This is a genomic window from Clostridium algoriphilum (assembly GCF_020443705.1).
Taxonomy (GTDB): Bacteria; Bacillota; Clostridia; order Clostridiales; family Clostridiaceae; genus Clostridium_AD; species Clostridium_AD algoriphilum.
In genome coordinates, this window is the sequence record NZ_JAIZZK010000086.1 from 1 (window position 1) to 2,966 (window position 2,966).

5 protein-coding genes are annotated in these 2,966 nt (G+C 26.2%); 2 read left to right on the forward strand and 3 right to left on the reverse strand.

Going from position 1 to position 2,966, the window contains the following annotated elements; translation table 11 throughout:
• Positions 1 to 17: 17 nt before the first annotated feature.
• A complete protein-coding gene (locus LGK95_RS21915; protein ID WP_226127023.1) occupies positions 18 to 206 on the forward strand; it encodes an alpha/beta-type small acid-soluble spore protein in 189 nt (62 codons plus the stop codon).
• Between the two features lie 441 nt (positions 207 to 647).
• Here the strand turns inward: LGK95_RS21915 and LGK95_RS21920 are convergent, their stop codons facing one another.
• A complete protein-coding gene (locus LGK95_RS21920; protein ID WP_226127024.1) occupies positions 648 to 917 on the reverse strand; it encodes a hypothetical protein in 270 nt (89 codons plus the stop codon).
• Between the two features lie 140 nt (positions 918 to 1,057).
• Positions 1,058 to 1,432: a hypothetical protein gene (locus LGK95_RS21925; RefSeq protein ID WP_226127025.1), complete on the reverse strand. Its 375-nt coding sequence runs from the start codon at positions 1,430 to 1,432 to the stop codon at positions 1,058 to 1,060.
• Positions 1,433 to 1,809: 377 nt separating this feature from the next.
• Here LGK95_RS21925 and LGK95_RS21930 point away from each other — a divergent pair, with 377 nt between their 5' ends.
• Positions 1,810 to 2,592, forward strand: coding sequence for an HNH endonuclease (locus LGK95_RS21930; protein WP_226127026.1), 783 nt, complete (start codon positions 1,810 to 1,812; stop codon positions 2,590 to 2,592).
• 62 nt (positions 2,593 to 2,654) lie between these two features.
• On the opposite strand, the gene LGK95_RS21935 is transcribed toward LGK95_RS21930, so the two are convergent.
• The gene (locus LGK95_RS21935) at positions 2,655 to 2,795 is read right to left on the reverse strand and encodes a hypothetical protein (RefSeq protein WP_226127027.1); all 141 of its coding nucleotides are present in this window, start codon (positions 2,793 to 2,795) and stop codon (positions 2,655 to 2,657) included.
• Between the last annotated feature and the right edge of the window lie 171 nt (positions 2,796 to 2,966).

A 2,966-nucleotide genomic window follows, 5' to 3' on the forward strand; every position in this document is an offset into this window, starting at 1 on the left:
TAGAGGAGGTTATTAATATGTCGAGAAATAAAGTATTATTACCACAAGCTAAGGCTGGATTAGACAAATTTAAAATGGAGGCAGCTAAGGAAGTAGGGGTAAATCTTACAGAAGGTTATAATGGAGATTTAACTTCAAGAGAGAATGGTTCTGTAGGCGGACAAATGGTTAAAAAAATGGTTCAGGCTTACGAAAAGAATTTATAATACGTAATAAGAAAGACATAAGAAAGCCTAGTGTACGCTAGGCTTTCTTATGTCTTTCTGTCGTTAAACGAACTTTTCACGACATTCAACTATTATTACTTTTACAAAAAATGTTTATGATAAAGATAATATAATATAAAAAAAACATCTGCTCTCAAAATGTACCCTATAAAGTAGACAATAAAAAAAAGTCTACTTTATAGGGTACATTTTATTATCTACTTTATATTTAATTAAAGGGGACTCTAATTAAACAACAAATTACTTGTTTATTACCATATTTTACAATAACAAGTAATTATAATTAGTATAACATATTTATGTAAAAAATATGTTGCTTTCACTCATTTATTTGCCCATGCACTTATTAAATAGAATAGGACATTTTTTATTTCTTATAGATATATAGTTGTCAAATTTAGATTTCACGATATTTAATTATTATTTTATTTTTATACATTTAAGATCCTTTTCATAAGTTTCTTTATAAATGCTTCCATTGCAATCTACAAAATACTGACATATGACATACATTTTGTTTATATCCGATGCTTCAAAAACGTAAACTTTGCTTTTTAATTCTTCTGGAAATAGCTCATAACCTATTTTATTATTAGATGGAACCATTTGTATACCTAAATAGTTAATACATCCTACTGACTCATCTTTTATCGATTCTACTATTTCTCTAGCTTTATTTTCATTTAACATATTTTATATTCCCCCTATAACCTTTTATTCTTTTGACCTATATCAAATGTCGTTAAGTTATTCTTTCACTCACATTTAGTTTTTATATAAATAATAGAGTGCAAGCCATTTAAGATAATTTAATATTATGTTGAATTATTTTATATTTCTCCGTTTAATTCATTCTTCCTTTTAATAAAAGCCTTTTGATTAGCTTCAAAATTATCTTTATCATTCACCACATCCATAGTTAAAATATCTAATTCTTTTATTGTTTTACAGTTCTTAATATTTCCCAGCAAAAGATCCTTGTTTTTAAATTCTGTTTTTAACATAGCATTTTCCCAACACTTCTTACAATTTCCATTAATCCCACAACAATTTATGTGAGGGCAACTAACTACTACCGTTCCATCCGATAAACCATAACCAGCTTCACCATTTGGGTTTGTCCCTATAAATTCAATCTTAAATCGATTATTGAATTCTTCTCTTGTTAAGTCATTTTGAATTTTAATAAAACTTAAAATTTCCATCTTACTATCCCCTTTTAATTATTCTTTAAATACATATATACTATTTAAGATGTAAATTAAATTACACTTTTTTTATTTTTTAAGGGGTAGTAACCGCAAAGCGTAAATTTACCATATAACGTTAAGACACATATTAAAAAAATGTCGTACATATAATTACTAACTTCTTTAATGAAAATAAATAAAGCCTGTATTTCTACAGACTCTTAAGTTAATACATTATAGGTAGATAGCTATAAAATAACTTATAAAGTAGAAAAATGAAAAAAGGTAATTGGAGGTAAGAAATAAAATTTACCTTTAATTATCTAAAATGTGGCATTTTTAAAAACTAATAAGAATACATTATATTATTAATTTTTTTAAGGAGGATTATTATGACCTATTCATCATCTAACATATTACCTAACATATTTTCTGATTTAACTATCCAAGAGTTTAATAATGAACTAGAAAATCATAAAAAACTTATTATTGGAAAGATAGCAAAGATAGTAAGTGAGAATAAAGAAGAAACTTTCCTAAGCAATGAAGAGTTAAGCATTGTTTTCAATTTAAATAATAGTTTATTAGATAAATGCTATTTTCTACTAAAAGTACAACATTTGAACTTGTTTTATCAGGAAAACCAAGACGTAAATGCAAACAATTGGATGGTTTGGATTGAAGAAAAAGGTTTATTTGAAGAAGAAGAAGGGTATAGATTTAACAATGAGATTAGTTGTAGAAAACTATATTACAGTTTATCAGAAATAAAATATCTTTTGTTTTTTCTCGGGATAACAGACTCACACGACCCTATGTTTATATTGTTAGCTGAAAGATTAAAAGATATAAATATTGCACCATTAGTTATAAAAATTAATGAACCATCACACATTGCAGATATTGAATTTATTGATAAAAACTACAATGAGACAATTGACCGATTTAAGTCTATGGCTTATAAAGACTATCTCAAAACCAATCATTGGATAACATTCAAAACTGCAGCATTACTTTATTTTGGAAACGAATGTACCACATGTGGTAGCACTGCAAAATTACAAGTTCACCATCACACCTATATTAATAAAGGTAAAGAAACATTCTCTGATGTAACTGTACTATGTGAAACATGTCATAAAAAATTCCATGATCAAAATACTATAGCACTATAAGAATATTTTGAAAGTATTTTAGCAAAAATATAAGTGATAGATTTATCTATCACCTATATTTTTTAATGAATTATGCACCATATGTCGGTTCCCCTAACTTTTCCAGTCCCATCTATGTGAAGCAGTCTCATTCTACCTTCATATTCTAGTTCTTTAAGCAAGTCGTAATATTTATCTAAACCTAATTTGTGATTATACCTCACATTAATTTCATCCATAATTTGTTCTTATTATAATTATATTGAATATATTTAATTGAAAGAAGGCGATTAAATGTTTTTAACCAAAGCAACATTAAATTTATTAAATGAGCAAATATCACATGAATTTAATAACCACACTATTTATAGGAACATACAAGCGTATTTCTCTAA

Bases quoted from the DNA above. Each gene is read 5' to 3' on its own strand.
- LGK95_RS21915 (WP_226127023.1), top strand. From the start codon at position 18: ATGTCGAGAAATAAAGTATTATTACCACAAGCTAAGGCTGGATTAGAC.
- LGK95_RS21920 (WP_226127024.1), bottom strand. From the start codon at position 917: ATGTTAAATGAAAATAAAGCTAGAGAAATAGTAGAATCGATAAAAGAT.
- LGK95_RS21925 (WP_226127025.1), bottom strand. From the start codon at position 1,432: ATGGAAATTTTAAGTTTTATTAAAATTCAAAATGACTTAACAAGAGAA.
- LGK95_RS21930 (WP_226127026.1), top strand. From the start codon at position 1,810: ATGACCTATTCATCATCTAACATATTACCTAACATATTTTCTGATTTA.